Consider the following 19884-nt stretch of genomic DNA (forward strand, 5'->3'; position numbering starts at 1 on the left):
ATTTTTTGAAATTCCTCCCCATTTTTTGCTGCCTATTCGATTTAGAAGATAAGCAGCACGAAAAAAATTCCTGTTTGTCCTAACCATTTTAAAAAGATGTGGCATAACGTAAAGTAAGATCTATTTATCAAACAGATCATTTTGAGAGACTATCGAAGTGCATATCAATAAATGTGATAGGGAAAGGAAGGAGGAGTATGTATTATGGAAATTAGACAAGATTTTATTCCGACTAGCAATCGAAATCGTCCAGGAACGAGAATGACGCCACGTTTTATTACCGTTCATGAAACGGCGAATCGTCGAAATGGAGCAGATGCCAGGATGCATGCCGAATATGTTAAAAATCCGACTACTTCAGTTAGTTGGCATTATACAGTTGATGATGGTGCTACGATTTATCAACATCTACCTACTAATGAGATTGGCTGGCATGCAGGAGATGGTGGGACTGGACAAGGCAATCGTGAATCGATTGGCATCGAAATATGTGTAAATAGCGATGGAGTCTTTACGGAGGCAACGGAGAATGCTGTTTCATTAATTCGTTTTTTAATGGAGGATCACGGTATTTCAATAAACAACGTCGTACCACATCAGCGTTGGACGGGAAAAAATTGTCCGGCTACATTGTTAAAAATGTGGGACTCATTTATCGCTCAAGTACGTCAGTCACCAGATGTTGATATCATCGAAAAGCCTGAAGTAGGAGGAGTTCAAACGCCATCGAACCTGTTAAGGCGAGGGAGCAAAGGTGAGGCTGTTCGACAATTACAACAAGATCTTTTAAAAGTAGGGGAGAGTTTACCACGATTTGGAGTAGATGGTGATTTTGGTGCAGAAACCGAAAATGCGGTCCGTTCTTTTCAACGTAAACAAAATATAACCGTTGATGGAATTGTAGGACCACAGACGAATCAGGCTCTAGCAAAAGCGTTAGAAGCACCCCCACAGCCACCAACCCCACCACCGCCAGCCCCATCAACTCCACCAGCATCAGGAGGGGGTGGACAAAAACGCACATTAAGAAATACACGCCCAATGATGACTGGGGACGATGTTCGGACTGTGCAAAGAGCTGTTGGAGCAGCGGTGGATGGTATTTTTGGACCTAACACAGAGCAAAAAGTCCGTGAATTTCAACGAGCTCAAGGGTTAACAGCAGATGGGATCGTTGGTCCTAAAACATGGGCTGCGATTGAAAACCCACAAACAAAACCAATGTATAGTCGCTTATTAACATTAAGAAGCCCTAATATGCGTGGGGATGACGTTCGTGAAGTGCAAAGAAGGTTAGGTGTGACGGTCGATGGCATTTACGGTCCTAACACAGAAAGAGCTGTCCGGAATTTTCAAAGACAACAAGGAATAACTGTTGATGGAAAAGTAGGACCAGTTACTTGGAATCGGTTGTTTTAAAAAAGCTGATTTTATTAATGAAAAGCCATTCTATTAGGAGCATTAGTCTATGAGGGCTGATGATTCTTTTTTTACTAGACAAGGGGAAAAGAAAGGAGCGGGGAATGGTTGGGAGTCAATGAGGCCAAAAGCACATGAATAAGAGCCGCAAAGGGAATCAAAGGAGGTCAATGAAGCCAAAAGTCTGTGATCAGAGTGCCAAAGGGAATCATAGAGCTCGTATGAGGCCAAAAGCACATGAATAAGAGCCGCAAAGGGAATCAAAGAGCTCCAATGATGCCAAAAGCCTATGAATAAGAGCCGCAAAGGGAATCAAAGAGCTCCAATGATGCCAAAAGCATGTGAATAAGAGGCGCAAAGGGAATCAAAGAGCTCCAATGAAGCCAAAAGCATGTGAATAAGAGCCGCAAAGGGAATCAAAGGGAGCCAATGAAGCCAAAAGCATGTGAATAAGAGGCGCAAAGGGAATCAAAGAGCTCCAATGAAGCCAAAAGCATGTGAATAAGAGGCGCAAAGGGAATCAAAGAGCTCCAATGAAGCCAAAAGCATGTGAATAAGAGCCGCAAAGGGAATCAAAGGGAGCCAATGAAGCCAAAAGCATGTGAATAAGAGCCGCAAAGGGAATCAAAGGGAGCCAATGAAGCCAAAAGCCTATAAATCAGAGCCGCAAAGGGAATCAAAGGGAGCCAATGAAGCCAAAAGCCCATGAATCAGAGTGCCAAAGGGAATCATAGAGCTCGAATGAAGCCAAAAGCCTATGAATCAGAGCCGCAAAGGGAATCATAGAGCTCGAATGAAGCCAAAAGCCTATAAATAAGAGCCGCAAAGGGAATCATAGAGCAACTATGATTCCCTTTGGCACTCAGAAGCATAGCCCTGTATAGAAGTAGGGGAAGCAACCGAAGAATCGTTTTCTAGAGGGAGTTTAATAGGGGCAGGCGTTAATGGATTTTTGGACATAGATAAGCACTTCCTTTATTTGATATAACTATCATACTAGGAGAGGTGCAGATAGAATATATATGTGGTTTGAGTAGGGCTAATGATTAAAGTAGCCACCAAAAGAAATGCTCTGCCATCCATTCAATAACTATCGAGATCCAAACAATGAACCCAGGCATATAATTCCCACCTTTATAAAAAAGTTAAGATATTATATGCAACAGGTCCATCAGTTTTTACAATCAAAATCTAGCAAAAGAGTGGTCGTACATCATGAGTTTTTAAGGCTGTCCATAGCTCCGTAGCTTTTTTAAAGTAAATAGATGCCACTTAACGAAGGCAGGAGAGGAGCTCATCAATAAAAACGTCTTCTATTCACGTGACTGTAATAGCCACTCACGTATTTCCTGCCATTGACTTTCTTCTTGGTGACCAAAAGCTTCCGTGTCATTTTCCATTTTCTCTAACAAAATACTTAAACTCTCTTGTTCGACGATTTCGTTGAGAGGGAAGTTGGCTTCATCTTGGTTGTTTAATAAGATTTCTAGGCTTTGCTCTGGGTCTTCTTTGACATCTTGATAGCCTTTTTTAGCGGCATTCCAGAAAGCTTCCACGATTTCAGGTTTTTCTTGTTGCATCGCTTCATTTGTAATTAAAACGAGCTCATGATAGACAGGAACGCCATAATCAACAGGATTGAAATATTGAATATCATGACCTTCATGTTTTAAAACAGGGTACTCATGGTTGATATACGCTCCGATAATCGCATCCGTACGTTCGCTAATAATGGAGGCTCCAAGTTCAAAACCAATATCAATCATTTCAACTTGTGAAAAATCACCGCCATCAGCTTCGACCATCGTTTTTAATAAAGCTTCATTTAATGGGATACCTGGATAACCAATCGTTTTCCCTTCAAGGTCTGCTGGACGATCGTAGCCTTTTTTTGTTAAAAACAGCACATGATTGAGTGGACTACGAACGATTGGAGCAATGGATGTGACTGGTAATCCCTCTTCTTGAGCTAAAATAATATCAGGTTGATAACTTAAAGCAAAAGGAATCGAACCAGCAGCTGTGAGTGAGATTGGATCGGTAGGATTAGCAGGGAAGACAATGTTCAAATCTAACCCTTCCTCTTCAAAATAGCCTTTTTCTAAAGCTGTATATAAAAACGTATGTACCGCATTCGGATACCAATCGAGCATAATCTCGACCTTTTCTAGCTCTGAGTCAGAATTAGCCTGACAAGCTCCTAAGAAAAGTGAAAAACCAATTAAAAGTGATAAAAAAACCTTCTTCATTTGATATGCCTCCATTTTAATAAGTAATATTCTAGTAAGGTAATGAGTAAAAAGCCGATTAAACCTAAGATGGAAAGCCAAACAATCGGGGCAAATACGCCAGCCCCATCGAATTGAGTCATCATACGGCGGCTGAAATAACCAAGGCCTGCATTTGCTCCTAACCATTCTCCAATCGCTGCCCCAATCACACTTAACGTAATTGCCACTTTCATTCCCGAAAAAAAGGAGGGAAGGGCGGAGGGGATATAGAGTTTGGTTAAAATGGCTCGTCTACTCGCACCAGCCGTTTTAAACCACTCGAGCTGTTCTTTTGATGTAGATTTCAAGCCATCAAAAGTATTAACGGTAATTGGGAAAAACGTAATTAAAACCGTCACAAGGACTTTACTCCAAATCGAATAACCAAACCAAAGCACAAAAACAGGAGCGAGGGCGATGATGGGAATCGTTTGTGACACGACTAAAACCGGATAAATCGCTTGTTCAAGTGTTTTGAATTTATTCATACATAGAGCAAGGGCAACACCTAAAATCATTGAACAAAATAAACCAATGAGCATAACGGAAAGGGTCGCCGGAAGATGAACAAAAAATAAAACATCATGCAAATCAATCATTTTGATAAAAATTTGTGAAGGTGATGGAAATAAATATGGTTGATTCACCCAGAGTGCACACGCTTCCCAACCGAGCAAAAGGAGGAGAATTAAAACGCATGCAGATAACCAGCGATTCAATTTAATTTTTGTGTTCATAGATTCACCTTTTTTAGCAATTTATCAACAATCGATTGTTTTAATTCAAACAAATCGTCTTTTATGAGACGTGGCCTGCTTTCCGTTAAAAAGATTTCTTGATAAGAAGACAACGGTTTTTGTTGAAAAAGAAAAATTCGGTCAGAAAGAAGGAGTGCCTCATCGATATCATGAGTGACAAAGAGAATCGTCATATTCCATTTCTTCCACATACTTAAAAGCCATTGTTGCATCGCGATACGTGTCATCGCATCAAGAGCACTAAATGGTTCATCTAGCAATAAAACTTGCTGGCCGCTTAACATTGCCCTCAAAAAGGAGACACGCTGTCTCATGCCGCCTGAGAGCTGTATAGGATAGGAGCTCTCATAGCCTTTTAACCCAAAGTCTGCAAAGTAGGATAAAGACTTTTTCCGTGCTTGACTTTTGGATAAGCCTTGAAGTTCGAGTGGTAAGGCAGCATTGTCTAAAATCGTTCGCCAATCAAGTAATAAATCACGCTGTGGCATATAGCCGATTTGATGCGTTTTATTTGAAAAGGGCGATCCGTTAAAGAGAATATTTCCTGATTGCGGTGTTTCAAGGGATGTAAGCAATCGGAAAATCGTACTTTTTCCTGCACCACTTGGGGCGAGAAAACTCACAAATTCTCCAGCTTTAACTGAAAAACTCAAATCATGTATCGTCTCTTCAAATGAGGAAGCATATTGAAAAGAGACATGTTGAAAAGAGACTTGGGTATCAGTCATTGAGTGGCCACATCGCTTGTTGATAGGACATGTCCCAGAACATATATTCAAAACGGCTCGTTGTTAAAAAGATTTCTTCAAGCTCAAGTAACTCTTCTTCAGAGCTTGACTCTGTTAATTGGTCGAGCAAATCAACTTGCCACTTGGCAACCTCACCAAACTCAGGGGACTGGTACATCGTGACCCATTCTCCGTACCATTCGTGTTCCATTGCACCAGGAATCTCACTTAAAGCCTTTCCAATCTCATAATAACTCCACGCACAAGGCATCACGGCTGCTAGAAGCTCTTTTAATGAGCCACGCTGAGCAATATTTAACATATAAGAACTATAAGCGAGTGTAGTAGGGGCTGGTTTCGTTGCCTCAAGCTCTGCTCTTGATATGCCTAAACGTTTTGCATAAGCACGGTGAAGGCTCATTTCTTCGTCTAATGTGACATGAAGCATTTTCGCAAAAGTTTGCATCGTTTCAAGATTATTCGCTTTTAAGCTACCAAGAGCAAAAAGTCTAGCATAATCGATTAGATAAATATAATCTTGGCACATAAAGAATTTGAACTTTTCGATATCGAGTGTTCCGTTTCCGATTCCTTGAACAAAAGGGTGGGAATGGCTTTGCTCCCAAATTGGTTTTGCTTTTTCATATAAACGTTCTGAAAGTTTCATCATAAATCCTCCTTAGATTAAAAAGCGAAGCCTGTTCGGTCAGAAGCGAGAAAAAATACAGGGCGGCTGTTGAAGACGCTTTTTGTCTTCATAAAGACGGCCGATTTTTCTCAAGCTTCTAACAGGCGTAGCTAGATTGAATAAAAAGCGAAGCCTGTTTGCTCAGAAGCGAGAAAAGAGAAGTTGGATTACTCCGCGAGCTGCATGCCCGCAGCAATAGCGGGTGAGTCGGGAGCCTCCTCGTAGAACTGTGGGGTCTCCCGTTCCTCACTAATCCCGCAGGAGTCTCCAGGCATTCCGCTATCTCCGTTTTAGTTAACCAAAAGCCATTCGGTTCATCTTTTAGGAATGAACATGTTGCTTCGATTTTTCTCAAGCTTCTAACAGACGAACCGATTTTTCTCGAACTTCTAACAGGCGTAGCTAGATTCATTCTTGTTTAAACCAATAGCTATTTAGATGCTAAGAGAAGAGTGCACCAACTTGTTAATTGTTTTTGGTTGCTGTGCATTTATGTTTCCTTAATATAAACATAAAAAAACTCCCAGTCGAAATTTCGGCTGGAAGTGTTTGTTTTTATCATGATTAAAAACTTGATCAAATTCAACAAGAATCATAGAGAGTGCTGATAAATATCATAACAATCAAATCATTCAAGATCCTTCGATCCACTTCCCTCCGCTAGTATTATCCAGATCAGGTAAAAGGGTTAAGGCACCAAATTCGGCCTCTCTCAGCAACTATGCACCCCTAGTGGTTAAACGAGTATGTAGTTATATACTTCCCAATAAAGTTAACATACCTTTGTAAGGAAAACAATAGATTCTCAATAATAATAGAAAATCTATTGAAATAATTAAAAAATCGGAGCAATGGGATAAATCCATTGCTCCGATTTAGTTAACATAATTAGTTAACTGCGTCTTTTAATTGTTTACCTGGCTTGAATGCTGGGTTTTTAGTTGCAGCAATTTCAATCTCTTCACCAGTTTGTGGGTTACGTCCTTTACGAGCTGAACGCTCACGCACTTCAAAACTACCAAAACCAACTAGTTGAACTTTTCCACCTTCTACTAGTGTTGTAGTAATGCTTTCGAAAACAGCGTCTACTGCTTTAGAAGCGTCCTTTTTAGAAAGGTCTGCCTGCTCTGATACTGCATTAATTAAGTCTGTTTTGTTCATGAAAAAAACTCCCTTTCATACCTTGTTTAGAAAAAACTTGTTCCTCTATTCTAGAAAAACTAAAGCTCGTTCTTACGTTTTTAGCAGTGCTTATCTGTTAGTTAATTAGCCTGCACTTACAATTTACTCTCCAAGCCTACTACTGTCAAGCCTTTCGAAGGAAAATCATTCATATTAAGCCAATATTTCCACCGTTTTTGACAATTCTTCGTATATTTCTTGATAAATGTCGAATAAAAACTAATTTTGGTCCTAATATAAATGAAATTTACATCTTCTTAACTTTAAAAGGGCTGATCATAAGAAAGGCTAAAATTAAGGTACTGATCATAAACACATATTCTGGAATGTATTCCACAAGAAGAGTCATGATCGTGAGAATACAGCCAGCTGCTGTAATGGGAAGGCCATAGAAGAAACCATTTGCTTCAGTAATGTTAAACTTAGCTAAACGAATAGCTCCACACACAATAAAGACAATAGCAAAGAAGGCACCAGCAAATCCAAATTCAAATAAAATCGCTTGATGGATTAAAAGGGCAGGGGCAACACCAAATGAAATCATATCACTTAAAGAATCTAATTGTTTTCCTAACTCAGAGGTACTATTTAATTTACGGGCAACGGCTCCGTCCAATCGATCAAAAACGGCTGCAATTGTAATAAAAAGCAGAGCAAGTTGTAATTGATTTTGTATCGTATAAAGGATTGCAAATGCACCTAAACTAAGATTTAATAGAGTCAGGACATTGGCGATTTGTCCTTTTAGTTTCTTTTTGGTATTGTCAAGGCGTTGTAAAAGAAACATCTATTTCACTCCTTGAAAATCATAATAAATGAAAACAAAAAAATAGTAAGACAGTAATAGTTTATCAATCTGTTTTCATCAGGGTTATTAATGGATATTCCTAACAGCGTACATTTTTTTACATACGTTATTAAAATATAATCTTATCATATGAGAAGTAAATTCACTACTAAAAGGAAGAACATCGTCAAAATAATTATGAACGAAGACGGAGGACAGCTTGTTGAAACAAAGAATTTTTAGGACATTTGTCGAATTAAGTAATTCTAAACTTCAATCGAATATGTTAAAGAAATTTGCTCAGTCAAAAATGAGTAAGTTTATCATCCCGCAATTTGCGAAAACGTTTCAAATAAATATAGCGGAGGCAGCCAAACCGATTGGAGAATATAAAAGTCTACATCAATTTTTCATTCGGTCCTTAGCAGATGGAAGCAGGACAGTTGAGGCTAAGGAAGATGTGATTGTAAGTCCAGTAGATGGGAAAATTGCCACATTTGGAGTACTAAATGAACAGAGCGAATTTATGGTGAAGGGCCAAACCTATTCATTAACCGACATGTTAGGAGACAAAAGGGAAGCGAAACGTTATGTCGGGGGCCAGTTTATTATTTTCTATCTAAGCCCAAAGGATTATCATCGCATTCATAGCCCTGTAGCAGGTCATATAAAGCGACAATGGCGTTTAGGAGGTCGTTCTTATCCGGTTAATGAAATGGGCTTGAAATACGGAAAAAAGCCGTTATCGCACAATTATCGACTTTTGACTGAATTGGAAGTTGAGGGAAAATCAATGGTTGTCGTTAAGGTGGGAGCGATGAACATTAATTCCATCGAATTGACTCACGACCATACTCAATTAAAGAAGGGGGAGGAAATCGGATATTTTTCCTTTGGTTCGACTGTCATTCTTCTATTTAAACCCAACTTCCTTACCTTTGATTCGATTCATGAAAATCAGAATATAAAAATGGGCGAAAAGATTGCTCAAAAAAGCCAAGCATAAGCTGGTAGGGAAAAGGCTTCCTCAAGGGAATATGCCCCTATGAGGAAGCCTTTTTGTGATGCAGGTGATTATGGTTACTGGTCTGAGAAGGAATAAATAAGGAAAAGTCCTAATCAAACAAAAAAAGGAGATGGAAAGTCCTTAATGGCTTCCCATCTCCTTTTTCAATTAACTACAACTAGTGAAGCCTCTTCATTAACTGTTCTCTGGTTTATTTACTTCTTCTTCTTCTCTTTTGCGGCGTTCAAGCTCTTGCATTTTTTTGCCTTCCTCGCCTTTTTTCTTTGCGAGTTGCATTTCATAACGTTGTTTACGTTTTTGCAAGACTATCTTTAAATCATCTCGTACGGCATGCTCCCATTGAGGAACATTGGAAAAATATGCGGCACGACTAATTAAATGCCCTGATACAGGGGATGAAATAAAGACAAAGATGATTCCTAGAATGATACGAGCGTCAAACCCGTATTCAGGGAAAAAGAAAATTAATGTAGCAATAAGAATTAAAAGGACACCAAGTGTTGCACTCTTTGAGGCGGCGTGTGCTCTTGTATACGTATCAGGTAATCTGATTAACCCAACCATCGTGACAAATGAGATAAAGGCACCTAGGACGACAAACAGCCCGACCAAAATATCAATGATTACGTTTCCGTTCAAGAACAACACCCCTTTCAATAAACTTCGCAATGGATACCGTTTCGATAAATGCTAAAATCCCAACTAATAATATAACGGTTAGATAAGCAGATGTACGTAAAATCATACAAGTAAGAGCTGTCATTGAAATCAAATTAATACCAATCGTATCGAGGGCCATCAAGCGGTCAGCGGGAGTAGGACCTTTAATGATCCGATAAATTCCACCGAGTAAACCTAATGATATGACCGCGGCTCCAAAATAAAGGAAATAGTCAATGGGTGCATTAATCATGTACGGCTCACCTCCAAGATAACTTTTTGGAAGGAATTTTGAATATGACCGATACTGCTCTCTAAATCATCAATATTCATGGAGTGAATATACATTTGCTCTTTGTCATGTGAAATATCAATCACGACCGTTCCTGGTGTTAAAGAGATTAGAAGGGCTAATAATGTTAACTCCCAATCGGATTTATAATCTAAATGTAGAGTGAAAATACCAGGTTTAATATCTAATTTTGGCTTTAAAATAAGTCTCATTACACTGTAATTAGAAAGAATGAGCTCTCTAATAAAGATAACTCCTAAATGAATCACTCCGTAAACACGGATAATATATAACCTTGATGGAAATATTCGCCTCATCATATACAAAATAAGAAAACCAACAATATATCCAATAATAAAGGTTGGAAGGTCATATGAGTTATATAAAAACATCCATGCTACTGCGAGTGCGAAATTTATGAGTAACTGAAAGGACATCATAATTAATCTACTCCTTTAATACGGCTTCAATATAAATTTCAGGGTTTAGCAATGTCTCGGCAGCATTCGCAACGTGAGGGACGATAAACTCGGCACCAAACCCCATCACAAATGATAAAAATAATAAGATTATACTAGGATAAAGAAGCCCTTTAATATTCGCTGTTTCGTTCTGAGAAGCATGATTTTCTTCACCTAAAATGACGTTAAAGAAGATACGTATGACTGAATAAAGAATGAGCAGGCTGACAATTATCATGATGATAACGGAAATATATTGTCCTGCTTCAAATCCACCTTGAATTAAGTAGAGTTTTCCAAAAAAGCCACTAAAAGGAGGTACTCCGGCAAGCGATAAGGCAGCGACTAAAAACGACCAGCCGACTAATGGATATTGTTTGATTAAACCACTAGCGTTTTTCATTGATGATGTTTGAGTGATGATCATAATCGCACCGACTAATAAGAAGAGAGCCGCTTTAATCAACATATCATGAAGCAAATAGAAGGTAGCCCCAAATAATCCAGCCTCATTAAGTGAGGAAATTCCAAAGATAATGAAACCAACACCAGCAACAACATTATAAACAACAATTTTTTGCATATCTTGATAAGCAACAGCCCCAATGACCCCAACAACCATTGTTAAGACAGCAATGATTTCAAGTGTCAAATGAGTAATCTGTGGCTCATGATAAAAGATGATTGTAAACACACGCATAATCGCATAAATTCCGACCTTTGTTAACAGACCAGCAAATAGGGCGGTAATAACAGGCGGTGGTGCGGCGTATGAACCTGGTAACCAGAAGTATAATGGGAATATCGCTGCTTTCATCCCAAAGACAATCATAAATAAAAAGGCGATAACCGTTAAAATTCCTGGTTGATTTACTTCTGCTACACGCTGTGATAAATGTGCGATATTGAGTGTTCCTGTCACAGAATATAGAAGAGCAATCGCTGTAACGAAAAAGGCTGAAGATATCACATTGATTAAAACGTATTTAATCGACTCTTGTAATTGTGCTTTTGAACCACCGAGTGTAATTAAGCCATAAGAAGCCACTAGTAATACTTCAAAGAAGACAAATAGATTAAAGATATCTCCAGTTAGAAAAGCTCCAATGACCCCAAGGAGAAGGAATTGGACGAGTGGATAAAAGAAATACTTCACTCGAATTTCATCTATCCCACGAATAGAAAACAAAATACAAATTAAAACGACAATGCTCGCAAATAAAACGAGTAAGGCTGCTAATGAGTCAGCTACTAAAGCAATACCAAAAGGGGGAGCCCAGCCACCAAGGGCATAAGAGATAGCCCCTTTATCTAGCACTTCTTTTACAAGTAACCCACTAATAATGACTAAAGAAATTCCTGATAACACGCTAATAATACGTTCGGCTTTAACGCTTTTTCTAATAAAAAGAAGAATGATCGCGGTCAGAAATGGGATTAATATTGGTAATATAATTAAGTTATTCATCATCTTTCATTCCCCTCAATTTATCCATATCAACTGTTCCATGTACTTTGTATGTTCGGTAAGCAAGAACAAGTAAGAAAGATGTCACCCCAAAGCTGATAACAATCGCTGTTAAAATCAAGGCTTGTGGAAGGGGGTCTGCATAAGCCGCTTCTTCATAGCCTAAGAGTGGTGCGGCCCCTAACTTTAAGCCTCCCATTGTTAAGAGAAGCAGATGGACCCCATGACTTAAAACGGCAGTTCCAATGACGATTTTAGTCATGTTTCTTGACAGAATTAAATAGGTGCCAACAGTAAAGAGGATTCCGCACAAGATGGAGATTAAAATTTCCATTATTGTTCCTCCCCAATTGTAAAGATGATCGATAATACAACGGCAATGACGACTAAATAAACGCCTACATCAAAAACAAGGGCAGTCGCCAGTTCTGTATTATCACCGAGTAATGGCAGATCAAAATAATCAAATGTTTGCCACAAGAAATTTTCTCCAAAAAACATCGGGATAACTCCTGATATAACGGCTATAAGCAGTCCAACTGCCATAAGTAGTTTAAAGTCAACCGGAATCATTTTTTTCACGGTTTCAATATCAAAAGCAACACTGATTAATAAAAAAGCACAAGCTGTTGTTAAAGCTCCGATAAATCCACCACCTGGATTATGATGTCCGGAAAGGAAGACGTAAAAGGAGAAAATAACGATGATAAAAGCTAAAAGCTTAGTTACAGTTTGCAATATCACATCATTAGGATGCATTATAGTCCCTCCTTTTCGACCTTGCCTTTTATCATTGCATAAATTCCGATAGCAGCTATGCCTAATACGGCAAGTTCAAATAATGTATCAAATCCTCGGAAGTCAACAAGGATTACGTTAACCATGTTTTTACCGCCTGCCTCATCATAACTCGTATTAACAAAGTACTCAGTTAAAGGTTCAAATAAACGATTGTTATGAGAGGAAATGGCTAGCAAAGTAATAATAGTCCCAACACCAGTCGCAACTATACCATTAATAATCTTCGCAGACTTTTCATCTACAGTTTCTTTAAAAAGTGGTAAGTGATAGAAACAGAGTAAAAAGAGGACTGTAGAAGCGATCTCAATAACAAGCTGTGTTAAAGCTAAATCAGGTGCACGAAAAAGGACGAAGAAAAATGCTATTGCAAAACCTAAACTACTTATTCCAATAAGGGCTTTTAGTCTTGTTTTGGCAAGTGCAACTGTAATAGAACTGGCTACCATCACGATAATAAGAGTCACTTCATGGAAAGCAATAGGAGCATAGCTTTCTGGGACTAAATCAATGACACCAAGTCTAATTATCATATAACCAAGGAATAGAACCATAAAACTATAAATGTAAATTAAATATTGGCGGAAGTTATCCTTCATATAAGCGTCAGTTAACTTTTTACCACCACTAGAAAGGCCAAATAAAGCCCCATCATATACACGGTTAAACGGATCACGTTCATGTTTATAAATCGAGAGTTTCGTCCATTTATTCATTAATAAGAATAAAATCGTTCCAAATAAGATTACGCCAATTGTCATAAATAATTCAGCGTTAAATCCGTGCCACATATAAATGTCTACATCTAAATACTCACTTCCAGCAAGGCTAGGGGCAATTGAAACAACAGCTGGTTCAATAATCGATTTAGATAATAGATTTGGGAAGAACCCAAAAATGATTACTAATGAAGCTAAAACGAGCGGACTAATTAATAAGCCAATCGGTGCTTCGTGTACAGTTTTTTTGAAGTTACTCGGTTCAAATTTGCCTGTGAACGTTTGGAAAAACATCACAGCACAATATAGGAAAGTAAATATACTAGCGACCCAGGCGATGATTGGGAAGAGCATACCGAAAGTTTCCATATTAAAAATACCATATTCTGTTGCATTAAGTAGTGCGGTAAAGAACATTTCTTTACTTAAGAAACCGTTAAATGGCGGTAAACCAGCCATTGAAGCTAATCCAATTAAGGAAAGGGTAAATGTAATCGGCATGATCGTCATTAAACCGCCAAGCTTACGAATGTCACGTGTACCAGTTTCGTGGTCAATGATACCCGCACTCATAAATAAGCTTCCTTTAAAGGTTGCGTGGTTAATTAAGTGGAAAACGGCGGCAACAACAGCCGTTAAATATAGTTCTACATTTTGTCCTTCACTAAAGTATAAGGTTGCGGACCCAAGACCTAGTAATGACATAATGAGACCTAGTTGACTTATAGTCGAAAAGGCGAGTATTCCTTTTAAATCCTTTTGTCTGACGGCTGAGAGTGAGCCCCAGAGTAAGGTTACAATACCGAATATCGAGATAATCCAAAACCATTCTGCAGCTCCACCAAAAACAGGTGTCAGACGTGCGACAAGGTAAATTCCAGCTTTAACCATTGTTGCAGAGTGGAGATAAGCACTAACGGGTGTTGGTGCTTCCATCGCATCGGGTAACCAAATATGGAAAGGAAATTGAGCTGATTTTGTAAAGGCACCTAATAAAATGAAGAGCATCGCAGGAATAAATAAATTACTGCTCGCTACTACATCAGCTTGAGCGATTATTTCACGAATCGAAAACGTGTTCGTGATCATCGAGAGGAGAACGATACCGGCTAACATGGAGAATCCGCCCATAACGGTAATAAGCATTGATTTTTGGGCCCCGTAACGAGATTTTTCCCGCGTATACCAATAGCTGATTAACAAAGAAGAAGCTAAGCTTGTTAACTCCCAAAAAGCATATAAAACAATTAAGTTATCGGATAGGACAACCCCAAGCATAGCCCCCATGAACATAAGTAAGTACACATAGAAGTTGTGCAATTGCTCTTTCTTTTTGGATAAATAAAAAATGGAATAAAGAACAACAAGTGCACCAATTCCAGTGATTAGTAAAGCAAATAGTAAGCTCAAACCATCCACATAAACATTAAAATGAATCCCAAGGGAAGGAACCCATGGAACTGATTGTTCTATCACTTCACCATTCGATACGGCTGGTAAGAAACGAATGAAATAAACGAATAAAACAACTGGTAGGACTAATACAAACCAACCCGTATGTATTTGACGAGCATATTTGTAAATAAACGGAATAATGATGGCTAACAATAAGGGTGAAATCGTAGCCCAGTGTAAAGCAGTAAACACATACATACCTCCTTAGAAACTTTATTGATAGTAAAATTGGGCCCTTTAGTAATACTCCCCTTTACGATTTTAAGAGAAACCTCTTTTCGCACTAGTGTAAATTATAACCTAAATTATGCGTTGACGCATTAAACATGCTTAACGTAGTGTTTCCAACAATTTTTGATTTTATCAATATAAGTAGAAAGGCAAATGTAAATGAATGGCTTCATATATGGTAGAGTGCCACAATTGCTTAAATGAAGGGGCTTAGAGGCTCTTCATTCAAAAATGTGTATATTTATTGACGATTTGGGAAAGTTTAAGAAGAATATTGATTTTCTTCAAAATGAATCCTGATTTTAGAAAAGGTAGTGGCGGAATGAAAACGCGAATGAAAGTCCTGATAAGTCTTCTCTTGTTTTCGGTAATGTTTATTGGGGCTTGGTATATGGACAATGAAAATCGTTATTTAGAAGAAACGGATGGCCGCTTTCAAATCCAGCAGTTAAATGGTGAGAGGGTTAAAAAAGAACGTCTACCACCCCGTCAATATATTAAGGTAGTACCAAGTCAAGTGGAAGAACTAGAAAAAGAGAGTCGTGATTAATTCCGACTCTCTTTTTCTCCATGCTGATATGAGCTATAAGGAAAGGTTGGTGATGACAAAATTAAGAACTTAATTTAATCTTGTCCATTAATGAACGATTAAGTAGCTCAATTTTAATTAATTCAATGAAATCGTGATTCAAGTTCAGTTCAACTGCTTTATAATACGTTTCAATCAACAATTCATCGGAAAGGTTATGCATGATCTCCTGTCAATGGCGGTGACAGGTCACCTCCTTTAAGATGTTTTATTTTATTCTACATTCTCCGCTTTTTATTTCAGAAAGTAAAAAGTTAATTTATTTGTTAAAATAATCCTAACATGCAAATTAGAATAGAACAACCGTTCGTTTTATCCACAAATAGTAGTGGATAACTTGTTAGTTAATTGTTGCTATTGGTAAGAAAGTGAGTTGTGTTAAAGGTTTAAGTCGTTAATAACTTTATCCACAGATATGATAGGTGAAGATTTTGTCGAAAAGTTTTTGGAATATACGGGAAAAAAAGCTTGTAAATGTCTATTAGCATTTAAGAAGCAGGTTATTAAAGAGGACATAAAAGGGTTTGCGAAAAAAGAAAAAAACTGACGTAAGAGCTAGAAAAGGAATGAAGAGATGGTACGAACAGTTAGACAGGAATGTGCTTTCATTTTTTTCTATCATAAATAACTCAACTTTCGCAGCGTATGATTGACCCTTAACCGTTGATAGATATTGACTTTAGGGCGATATAATACTCAAATTGACTTTACATGAACGGTTCAATCGTTGACAGTCTGAACACATCTCTTCGTAGGCTGTTGAAGGAAACTGTTCACTAAAATCAGGCCCTCCGACGGTCGCTCCCAAACAGACACTCCGCGTCCTGCCGGAACCTCATGAGCCTCCTCAGCGTTTCACGCTTGCGGGGTCTCATTGGACGGTTTATTCCGGCGGGAGTCTCCGTGTCTGTTTGTCCGCTAGATCATGGAATCGAATCTAGGTTCAGTTTTCTCATCGAATAAAAAAACAGTCATGACTTCAACGTACAGTAGCTTGAGAATGATTTTTCTCCTTAGATGATCTATTAGGGCTCAGCTGGTTTTTCTTTGACCAAAACGGAGCCAGCGGAATACCCGGAGACTCCTGCGGGAGAAGTGAAACACGGGAGACCCCTCAAGCGATGAGTGAGGAGGCTCCCGGTTCACCCGCTATTGCTGTTGTGGGTATGCAGCTGGCGGAGTAAGCCAAATCATCCAACCCTATTGTAACTAACAGAACTTTTTCAGTGGCCTCGAATAAACCGAGGAGGCTCGCCAGGTTCCCGCAGGACGCGGAGTATGGTTTTGGGAGCGACCGCCGGAGGGCAGCCTATTATTTTTTTCTTAATGCACAGTTTATCCGTTTTGTGTGATAGTGCGTTCTCGCTTTTCAAACGTGTCAAGGGCATTTGTTTAAGAGCTTCCCTTTCGCTCGGCCAACTCGTTGAACGGATTTTCTCGATGCGAAAGTTGAGTAAATAAGTAATAATACATAGTTTTTGATTGAAATCTATAATGAACAACGGTATAGTTAAAGATTGGTTATAGATGAACGTGATAAGAGGTGCGTAAATTGTTAAAAAAGCTATTTCCTAATCAATATGTAAAGAGTATTTTTGAGATTAACTTAACAGAATTAAAAGAGTTGGGTGTAAAAGGAATCATTACCGATTTGGATAATACGTTAGTTGAATGGGACCGAGCATTAGCTACACCTGAAGTGAAGGGGTGGTTTAAGACAATCCAGCAGTTAGATATGAAAGTCACGATCGTATCGAACAATACCGAAAAGAGAGTAAAAGCATTTTCAACGCCAGAAGAGGTTGTTTACATCCATAGTGCAAAGAAACCAATGCGCCGTTCTTTTCAAAGGGCGTGTAAAGAAATGGGACTAGCACCTGATGAAGTAGTCGTTGTTGGTGATCAAATTTTCACCGATGTTTTAGGTGGAAATCGTGCTGGCTTGCAGACGATCCTTGTTGTTCCTGTTACGAAAACTGATGGATTTTTTACCCGATTTAATCGTCGAATGGAACGAATGGTTTTAAAGAAAATGCGTCAAAAAGGGTTAATTCAGTGGGAGGAAGATTGATGGATACGGAGCAAATTATTTGTGCTGGTTGTGGTGTCAAAGTTCAGACAGAGGATAAAGAAAGTTTAGGGTATGCCCCTCTCTCTGCTTTAGAGCGTGATGTGATTATTTGTCAACGTTGTTTTCGGTTAAAGCATTATAATGAGGTACAAGACGTTTCTTTAACGGACGATGATTTTTTGAGAATCCTTAATACGTTAGGAGAAAAAGATGCTTTAATCGTAAAGATTGTCGATGTTTTTGATTTTAATGGTAGTTGGCTCCAGGGGTTGCACCGCTTTGTCGGCAAAAATGATGTATTATTAGTGGCTAATAAAGTGGATCTCTTACCGAAGTCTTTTAAACGGAACAAATTAATTAATTGGTTAAAAAAGTCAGCGAAAGAGCTTGGTTTACGACCAGTTGATGTCTGTTTGATGAGTGCTGCTAAAGGGGAAAGTGTTATTGAAATAGCGGGCACGATTGATAAGTTGCGTCAAGGAAAAGATGTATATATTGTAGGAGCCACGAATGTTGGGAAATCTACATTTATTAATAAAATGATCCAAGCTTTTGATGGAGATGAGGAACAGTTAATCACAACCTCGCATTTCCCAGGAACAACACTTGATATGATTGATATTCCTTTAGATGATGGAAAAATACTTTATGATACACCGGGAATAATAAATCATCACCAAATGGCTCATTATATTGATAAAAAGGAATTAAAAGTGATTACCCCTAAAAAAGAGATTAAACCAATTGTGAATCAATTAAACGAGGGACAAGCACTATTCTTTGGTGGCTTAGCAAGACTGGATTTTAAGCAAGGAGAAAGAAGTTCATTTGTTTCTTATTTTTCAAATGAACTACAAATTCATCGCACAAAAATTGAAAAAGCGGATCAGCTTTATGAAAATCACCTAGGAGAGCTTTTATCACCGCCAGGGCCACAATCAAAAGAGGATTTCCCTCCACTTGTGAAGAAGGAATTTCGTATTAAAGATAAAAAAGTCGATCTCGTTTTCTCAGGGTTAGGTTTTGTTTCGGTTAATGGGACAAACATAGATATCGCAGCCTATGTTCCAAAAGGAGTTACGGTTTCAATTCGCGATTCAATTATTTCGTCATAAGAGGGGGAAACAATTTATGGGGAAAGTTTATGGCTTATTTGGCTATCCAGTCGGTCATTCCATGTCACCAATTATGCACGAGGCCGCTTTTAAAGGGCTTGGCCAAAGTGCTAATTATCACGCCTTTAATGTGAAACCTGATAAAATTGAAGAAGCGGTCATGGCGATTCGAGCTCTCGAGCTTGGAGGATGTAATGTGACGATTCCTCATAAAGTAAAGGTCATGAACTATTTGGATGAGATTGACCCAGAAGCGGCTGAAATCGGGGCGGTTAACACGATTGTAAATCAAGATGGTAAGCTTAAAGGGTTTAATACAGACGGAAGAGGGTATTTACAATCTTTACTCGAAATCGCACACACACTTGAAGAAAAAAGCGTTGCGGTTATCGGGGCTGGTGGAGCTGCAAGAGCGATTGTGACTGTTCTTGTCAATGAATCCGTTTCACGTTTAGTTGTGGCGAACCGGACTAAATCAAAGGCCGAACAATTAATTGAACGTCACCAATCGAAAGCAACAATACTTGGGGTTATGGATATAAGGGAGCTTGAGCATGAGCTTTCTTCATTTGATATTATTATTAATACAACCTCAGTTGGGATGAGTCCGAATACAGACGAGTGCCCACTATCATTAAATAACTTAAAAAAAGAAGCGATTGTCAGCGATTTGATTTACAACCCGTTGAAGACAAAATTACTACTTGAGGCCGAAGCTCGTGGAGCGAAGGTGCTAAATGGTGTTGGAATGTTTGTCAATCAAGGTGCTTTATCATTCGAATATTGGACTGGATTGAAGCCAGAATCGAAAAGTCATGACAAAAATCGTTTTAGAACAACTTGGAGGTTCACATGTTAACAGGTAAACAAAAAAGATTTTTACGTTCAAAAGCCCATCATTTAAACCCTATTTTTCAAGTAGGTAAAGGTGGCGTCAACGAAAATATGGTGCAACAAATCTCAGAAGCTCTTGAAGTTCGCGAATTAATTAAAGTGAGCGTCTTGCAAAACTGTGAATATGATAAACAGGAAGTAGCAGACGAAATTAATAAAGGAACAAAAGCAGATATTGTTCAAATTATTGGAAATACGATTGTTCTCTATCGTGAATCAGTCGAACAAAAACAGTTAGTCCTACCATAAAAGCAGGTAGTGAACTCGAAGAA

At 38.6% G+C, this 19884-nt stretch carries 20 protein-coding genes, 2 pseudogenes and 1 riboswitch; of the genes and pseudogenes, 8 read left to right on the forward strand and 14 right to left on the reverse strand.

What is annotated here, in order from left to right; translation table 11 throughout:
- Positions 1-201: 201 nt before the first annotated feature.
- Together AA0017_RS05515 and AA0017_RS05520 are read left to right on the forward strand one after the other, a co-directional pair.
- A pseudogene (locus tag AA0017_RS05515) lies at positions 202-942 on the forward strand (N-acetylmuramoyl-L-alanine amidase); the annotation flags it as partial.
- A gap of 102 nt (positions 943-1044) precedes the next feature.
- Positions 1045-1419, forward strand: coding sequence for a peptidoglycan-binding domain-containing protein (locus AA0017_RS05520; protein ID WP_413382411.1), 375 nt, complete (start codon positions 1045-1047; stop codon positions 1417-1419).
- A 1313-nt stretch (positions 1420-2732) separates the two neighbouring features.
- Here the strand turns inward: AA0017_RS05520 and AA0017_RS05525 are convergent.
- From AA0017_RS05525 to pssA, 6 genes are all read right to left on the reverse strand, one after another.
- Positions 2733-3668, reverse strand: coding sequence for an ABC transporter substrate-binding protein (locus AA0017_RS05525; protein WP_413380088.1), 936 nt, complete (start codon positions 3666-3668; stop codon positions 2733-2735).
- On the reverse strand, positions 3665-4426 hold the full coding sequence (locus tag AA0017_RS05530) for an ABC transporter permease (RefSeq protein ID WP_413380089.1): 762 nt from the start codon (positions 4424-4426) through the stop codon (positions 3665-3667). The genes AA0017_RS05525 and AA0017_RS05530 overlap by 4 nt, the downstream gene beginning before the upstream one ends.
- Positions 4423-5175 (reverse strand): ABC transporter ATP-binding protein, encoded by a 753-nt coding sequence (locus AA0017_RS05535; protein WP_413380090.1) that lies wholly within the window; start codon positions 5173-5175, stop codon positions 4423-4425. Before AA0017_RS05535 ends, AA0017_RS05530 begins: the two co-directional genes overlap by 4 nt.
- A complete protein-coding gene (gene tenA, locus AA0017_RS05540) occupies positions 5168-5842 on the reverse strand; it encodes a thiaminase II (protein ID WP_413380091.1) in 675 nt (224 codons plus the stop codon). The genes AA0017_RS05535 and tenA overlap by 8 nt, the downstream gene beginning before the upstream one ends.
- Positions 5843-6498: 656 nt before the next feature.
- Positions 6499-6604, reverse strand: a riboswitch (TPP riboswitch).
- Between the two features lie 147 nt (positions 6605-6751).
- Positions 6752-7024, reverse strand: a complete 273-nt coding sequence (locus tag AA0017_RS05545; protein WP_003323994.1) for an HU family DNA-binding protein — start codon at positions 7022-7024, stop codon at positions 6752-6754.
- Between the two features lie 268 nt (positions 7025-7292).
- Positions 7293-7832 carry a CDP-diacylglycerol--serine O-phosphatidyltransferase gene (gene pssA / locus AA0017_RS05550; RefSeq protein WP_413380092.1) on the reverse strand — a complete coding sequence of 180 codons (540 nt, stop codon included), beginning with the start codon at positions 7830-7832 and terminating at the stop codon, positions 7293-7295.
- 223 nt (positions 7833-8055) lie between these two features.
- Here pssA and AA0017_RS05555 point away from each other — a divergent pair, with 223 nt between their 5' ends.
- Entirely contained in the window at positions 8056-8838 is a 783-nt protein-coding gene (locus AA0017_RS05555) for a phosphatidylserine decarboxylase (RefSeq protein WP_413380093.1), read from the forward strand.
- 195 nt (positions 8839-9033) lie between these two features.
- Here AA0017_RS05555 and mnhG read toward each other — a convergent pair whose 3' ends face one another.
- From mnhG to AA0017_RS05590, 7 genes are read right to left on the reverse strand one after another with little or no spacing between them, the layout of a single operon-like run.
- The gene (gene mnhG, locus AA0017_RS05560) at positions 9034-9498 is read right to left on the reverse strand and encodes a monovalent cation/H(+) antiporter subunit G (RefSeq protein WP_413380094.1); all 465 of its coding nucleotides are present in this window, start codon (positions 9496-9498) and stop codon (positions 9034-9036) included.
- On the reverse strand, positions 9476-9772 hold the full coding sequence (locus AA0017_RS05565; RefSeq protein WP_413380095.1) for a Na(+)/H(+) antiporter subunit F1: 297 nt from the start codon (positions 9770-9772) through the stop codon (positions 9476-9478). Before AA0017_RS05565 ends, mnhG begins: the two co-directional genes overlap by 23 nt.
- The gene (locus tag AA0017_RS05570; RefSeq protein WP_413380096.1) at positions 9769-10251 is read right to left on the reverse strand and encodes a Na+/H+ antiporter subunit E; all 483 of its coding nucleotides are present in this window, start codon (positions 10249-10251) and stop codon (positions 9769-9771) included. Before AA0017_RS05570 ends, AA0017_RS05565 begins: the two co-directional genes overlap by 4 nt.
- A 7-nt stretch (positions 10252-10258) precedes the next feature.
- Positions 10259-11740, reverse strand: a complete 1482-nt coding sequence (locus AA0017_RS05575) for a Na+/H+ antiporter subunit D (protein ID WP_413382414.1) — start codon at positions 11738-11740, stop codon at positions 10259-10261.
- The gene (locus AA0017_RS05580; RefSeq protein ID WP_413380097.1) at positions 11733-12074 is read right to left on the reverse strand and encodes a Na(+)/H(+) antiporter subunit C; all 342 of its coding nucleotides are present in this window, start codon (positions 12072-12074) and stop codon (positions 11733-11735) included. The genes AA0017_RS05575 and AA0017_RS05580 overlap by 8 nt, the downstream gene beginning before the upstream one ends.
- Positions 12074-12499 (reverse strand): Na(+)/H(+) antiporter subunit B, encoded by a 426-nt coding sequence (locus AA0017_RS05585; protein WP_413380098.1) that lies wholly within the window; start codon positions 12497-12499, stop codon positions 12074-12076. The genes AA0017_RS05580 and AA0017_RS05585 overlap by 1 nt, the downstream gene beginning before the upstream one ends.
- Entirely contained in the window at positions 12499-14904 is a 2406-nt protein-coding gene (locus AA0017_RS05590; RefSeq protein WP_413380099.1) for a Na+/H+ antiporter subunit A, read from the reverse strand. Before AA0017_RS05590 ends, AA0017_RS05585 begins: the two co-directional genes overlap by 1 nt.
- Positions 14905-15265: 361 nt before the next feature.
- Here AA0017_RS05590 and AA0017_RS05595 point away from each other — a divergent pair, with 361 nt between their 5' ends.
- Entirely contained in the window at positions 15266-15493 is a 228-nt protein-coding gene (locus AA0017_RS05595; protein ID WP_413380100.1) for a hypothetical protein, read from the forward strand.
- A gap of 61 nt (positions 15494-15554) precedes the next feature.
- Here AA0017_RS05595 and AA0017_RS05600 read toward each other — a convergent pair whose 3' ends face one another.
- Complete coding sequence (locus tag AA0017_RS05600; protein ID WP_413380101.1) at positions 15555-15695, reverse strand: sporulation histidine kinase inhibitor Sda; 141 nt, start codon at positions 15693-15695, stop codon at positions 15555-15557.
- 1389 nt (positions 15696-17084) lie between these two features.
- Between AA0017_RS05600 and AA0017_RS05605 the strand changes: the two genes are divergently transcribed.
- From AA0017_RS05605 to yhbY, 4 genes and pseudogenes are all read left to right on the forward strand, one after another.
- Positions 17085-17603: a YqeG family HAD IIIA-type phosphatase gene (locus tag AA0017_RS05605; RefSeq protein ID WP_413380102.1), complete on the forward strand. Its 519-nt coding sequence runs from the start codon at positions 17085-17087 to the stop codon at positions 17601-17603.
- Positions 17603-18718, forward strand: a complete 1116-nt coding sequence (yqeH, locus tag AA0017_RS05610; protein WP_413380103.1) for a ribosome biogenesis GTPase YqeH — start codon at positions 17603-17605, stop codon at positions 18716-18718. The genes AA0017_RS05605 and yqeH overlap by 1 nt, the downstream gene beginning before the upstream one ends.
- Positions 18719-18734: 16 nt before the next feature.
- Positions 18735-19584: pseudogene (gene aroE, locus AA0017_RS05615) on the forward strand (shikimate dehydrogenase).
- Positions 19571-19861, forward strand: a complete 291-nt coding sequence (gene yhbY, locus AA0017_RS05620) for a ribosome assembly RNA-binding protein YhbY (protein WP_413380104.1) — start codon at positions 19571-19573, stop codon at positions 19859-19861. Before aroE ends, yhbY begins: the two are co-directional and overlap by 14 nt.
- The last annotated feature ends 23 nt before the right edge of the window (positions 19862-19884 follow it).

Source organism: Alkalihalobacillus phoenicis (assembly GCF_047302405.1).
Lineage (GTDB): Bacteria > Bacillota > Bacilli > Bacillales > Bacillaceae_D > Alkalihalobacillus.